At 56.2% G+C, this 4,226-nt stretch carries 2 protein-coding genes, 1 tRNA gene and 2 pseudogenes; 2 read left to right on the forward strand and 3 right to left on the reverse strand.

The window, feature by feature from the left end; genetic code table 11:
• Positions 1–508: 508 nt before the first annotated feature.
• The 3 genes and pseudogenes from PMI26_RS22050 to PMI26_RS31815 form a co-directional block, all read right to left on the reverse strand.
• The gene (locus tag PMI26_RS22050) at positions 509–835 is read right to left on the reverse strand and encodes an Arc family DNA-binding protein (protein ID WP_003178899.1); all 327 of its coding nucleotides are present in this window, start codon (positions 833–835) and stop codon (positions 509–511) included.
• A 412-nt stretch (positions 836–1,247) separates the two neighbouring features.
• On the reverse strand, positions 1,248–1,427 hold the full coding sequence (locus PMI26_RS22045; RefSeq protein ID WP_007972182.1) for a PA3371 family protein: 180 nt from the start codon (positions 1,425–1,427) through the stop codon (positions 1,248–1,250).
• 21 nt (positions 1,428–1,448) lie between these two features.
• A pseudogene (locus PMI26_RS31815) lies at positions 1,449–1,669 on the reverse strand (hypothetical protein).
• A 290-nt stretch (positions 1,670–1,959) separates the two neighbouring features.
• On the opposite strand from PMI26_RS31815, the gene PMI26_RS22040 reads away from it, so the two are divergent.
• Both PMI26_RS22040 and PMI26_RS0129440 read left to right on the forward strand, forming a co-directional pair.
• Positions 1,960–2,036 (forward strand) — tRNA-Arg (locus PMI26_RS22040).
• A 719-nt stretch (positions 2,037–2,755) separates the two neighbouring features.
• Positions 2,756–4,226 (forward strand): annotated as a pseudogene (locus PMI26_RS0129440) (DUF5801 repeats-in-toxin domain-containing protein); the annotation flags it as partial.

Genomic DNA, 4,226 nt, shown 5'->3' on the forward strand with positions numbered 1-4,226 from the left:
GCTAGGTTTTCACACAGCCTGTTCTGGCGGGTTTTTTGTGCCCGGGTTTCAGGCAAAAAAATTCTTCACACAGCCTGGGAAACTGTAGGAGCCAGCCTGCTGGCGATGGACTCAAGGGCGCCGCGTTTATCCAGTTTGCCCGCGTCATCGTTAACGATCATCGCAGGCAAGCCAGCTCCCACAGGGGGCCATGCCCACGCTGAAATTGTAGGAGCCAGCCTGCTGGCGATGGACTCAAGTGCGCCGCGTTTAACCAGTTTACCCGAGTTATCGTTAGCGACCATCGCTGGCAAGCCAGCTCCCACAAGGGGCCATGCCCACGCTGAAACTGTAGGAGCCAGCTTGCTGGCGATGGACTCCAGGGCGCCGCGTTTAACCAGGTCACCCGCGTTTTCGTTAACGACCATCGCCAGCAAGCTGGCTCCTACACGGGTCGTGCCCATGCTCAGGCCAGTGAAATAGCCAAAAAAAAGCCAGCGATCAGGCTGGCTTGAGCTTTCTGGCTGAATCAGGACGCGTCGGCGGCCATTTCAGCGTCATGAGCGATCAGCGAAACCAGAGCGTTCTGCTGTCGATGTGAGAGTTGGCGGAAGCGTTGCAGCAGCTCCCGTTCGTGCAAGGAAAGCTCCGGGCTGTCCAGGCGCATGCTCAACTCTTCTCCCAGTGCGCCTTCCTGAATAAGACTCTGCTCAAGGCGCGCAATGATTTCGGAGTTCATGCTGCGATGATGATTGCGAGCCACCTCGGCAATGCGTTCACGCATTCCGTCTGGCAGACGTACGACGAACTTGTCAGCCGTACGGCTGGAATAAATTGCCTGTTTCAATGGGCGCATATATTTAACCGGTTAGTTCAGGGGAGCGGTTTTCGGGATTGGCCGCAGGATGTCTGGTAGGACAAGCTCTCTGACCAAATGTTCAACCTGAATTGATAGAGGCGCGCATCATGCCTCAAACCAGCCAGATCCTTGGCGTCAATTCTGTGACAAATATTGAACTGGATAAAGGCGTTCTGCCAGCACCAATTATCAGAAATGCGCACTGGTTTGAAAAGTTTGACCGGGCCGTTTCGCTTGGCGCTTTCTCCGATCGACGAAAGGTCTCTGGCGGGAGAATAAAGCGGACTCGATCCCTGTTTCTTACCCTTACAGGATAGTGGCAAATGGCCGATTTACTAGGGGAGGCCGTATTGAGGGGCTTAATTCAGGATGGATGGCAGGCCCTTGCACGGAATCTGCCAAGCCAGGGTCAACGCAGTACCGGATCAAACTTGATCTTGCGTCCGGCAATCAATGCCAGCACGAACAGAGCGGTGAATACACCACAGGCGATCAGGGGAAGGGTGACGACCATGTCCTGGGTCAATGACAGATGGAAAATGCCGCTCAACAAGGCGAGGATTAAGAAACTCGCGGCTGATCTGGACATGCGGTGCTCCTGGTGGGGGATTCAAAATACCAAACGTTCAGCAGGCGGGTTCGGCGCCGTGATGTTTTCCTGGCTGACAAAGCCGTGCTGGTCGCTTATCGCTGCCAGCTGCGGAGCCTTCTGCAACTGAAGGAAATGCGGGATGCGTTGGGCAACCTGCGTAGCGCTGCTGTCGGGAAAAAATGAAATCCCAGTAAAACTGCCAGTGCGAGTGCATTCGAGAGTAAAAGGGCGCATTTCATGGCGCGGACCTCAGTTGTTCTGTGAGAACAGCAGAAGCAGCTCGCATGCCAGAGTCTATCGACAATTAAATTCTTTAAAAACAATGAATTAAGTTATTTTTGGTAAAGCTCCATATTGCATTTTGCAATGATGGCTTTTTGCAGTGATGCAATTTGCACGGTCAACAAGTCCGCGCCCGGCCGAGACGTCTGCCTACACTTAAATAGCCCACGGACGACATGACAAAAGCCAGCCCGACCGTTAACATGCACGCCGTCCATCGCACCGCGTTTCTTCGCGGCCGACTTGTGTCTCAGTAGCTCAATTGGATAGAGCATCCCCCTCCTAAGGGGAAGGTTGGCAGTTCGAACCTGCCCTGGGACACCATATTCTTCAGCTCCCTGCCTGTTTCAACGCTTCCTTTTCACGACTTGTAGATAAAACCCGACAGATTCAGGTGCCCTGGATTTATCGAAGCCATCAACCCTGTCTTCGCGACTTTCCGTCCTCCTCTCCCACGTAGTCTGAATCTCCCATCCCGTCTGGGAGTTTCCGCCGATGTGCGGCCTGCAGTGCTTGTTCATAGTTGGACCTATAGATCAGAAAATGGTCCAAGGTCGACCTCCGATGACTGGACCCCCGCTCAGGAGAAAGTCATGGCTATGCGCAAGAGAACCTCATCGCTAACGAATGACCTGGCCAGTAACGTCGGTGACCATCCTTCACCCATCAACCACGACTGGACTTTTACCTACATTCCGACCGTCACCACCAACCTTAAAGACTACGCACCGGGCAGCACTGCCATCATCACGGCCAGCGGTTTCGCTGCCGGCAGTACTGTGACGCTCGAAGTGGACCACGCCGTCGGTGCTGGCGCTGATGGCGTGTGGGGTACGTCCGACGATGTGCTCGATACCAACACCGGCGCGGGTCATGAGCCCTGGTCTGTGACCGACGGCGGTGCCGGCGATCTCGACGGCCAGGTCAACGGCAGCATCACTACTTCCTGGTACGTGAATCCCGACGACTCGGCGGGCGCGACGTTTCTGCTAACCGCGGCCTCTGCGGGCGTCGATGGAGTGATCGGCAGCGGTGACGACGCAATGGCGACAACTTCGTTTACAGACAGCGTTTTGGGCGTCGTGGCGACTGGCGAGGACGTGACACTGGACGAAACGGCCGGGTTGCAGAACGCCACTGCCACGCCAACCCCTGCGGGGGACGCTGACGACAACGACATTCTGGTGGCGTCCCTGCCTTCGACCTTCACAACCCGTTTAGCCGCACTGGGGGCAGGTACTGCCACGGGCGCGGCCTTGAGTGGCTATACCGGTGCGGCGGGCAACACGGGCAGCAATGCATTCACCATCACCGCTGACCCCGGAGCAACCATTACCGATATCAGCTTCGTCGGCAGCTCCGGCGCACCACTCAATGGCGTGGACAGTGGACTGGATACCCTCGATGGCACCAGCATCTTTCTCTATACGGACACGAACAACAACATCGTCGTGGGCCGAGCCGGGAGCGCAACCGGCGCGATCGTGTTCGCCGCCTATATAGAAGAAACCGGATCGCCGGTCACGGGCGGCAAGATCTGGACCGTGGAGTACCAACCACTCAAACATCCCGTCGTGACGAATGCCGATGATTCGCTCAATCTGGCGGATAAGGTTTTCATCGGGGCCAGCCAGGACCTGGAATTCAGCCTGGCCAATGCGCCGTCCGGTCAGAACCTCTTCCTGATGTTCACGAAGGCGAACCCGAACGTTGTCGATGTCGCAGGTGTGTTGCGGATCACGGATCCCACCATCATCGCCACCGGCAAAGACCCCGCAGACCAGTCAAGCGGCGTCAATATAACGACTGGCGACACGATCAATACCAGTCAGGCGGGGGGGCCGACCACCTTCGGTACCAACAATCAGATGATTGTGGAGCAAGAGGGCATCCGCTTTTCGTTCGTCACGGGTGCCAGGCAGAATGTGACCATTCCCAACCTGGACCAGAACGAAGCCGATGTTGAATCCAACGTCGACTTTACCGGCGTCTTCAATGCGAAGTCGGCCAGTTTCGACGTTGTGCAGTTGCAAAGCGGCAAGAGTGCCGTGGTAAGGGTCAGCGCATTCAGCACTGCTGTTGAATCTGGCACGAATTTCATCAATGGATATGTGGGTGATACGTCGATCGCCATCAGCAATGTTCGCGTCTTGAACAGTACCGGGCAGGTGATCGAAAATTCAAACGGCTCGGTGAATGATCCGGCCATCACCATCAGCTTTGTAGCAGGGGTTGCAACAATCACCGGCGTAAAAGCCGGCTACCAGATTGAATACACCACGACGTCGGACCACAACCGCGTACTCGTCGAGAACGGGGCGGCCGTCAATGCCAAGGGCAATGAGCACGCCGATTTTGATATCGGTGGCTTCACGCTGGTCCAGGCCTCTATTTCGAAAGCCGAGATCGGCTCCAGGATCATCTTCGACGACGATGGCCCGAGCATTAGCACCACTGGTACGGAACCGACGCTGACGGTGGACGAGACGGTGCTGGCGACCAACGATACCCAGA

The sequence above is a fragment of the Pseudomonas sp. GM33 genome (assembly GCF_000282295.1).
Classification (GTDB): Bacteria; Pseudomonadota; Gammaproteobacteria; order Pseudomonadales; family Pseudomonadaceae; genus Aquipseudomonas; species Aquipseudomonas laurylsulfatiphila.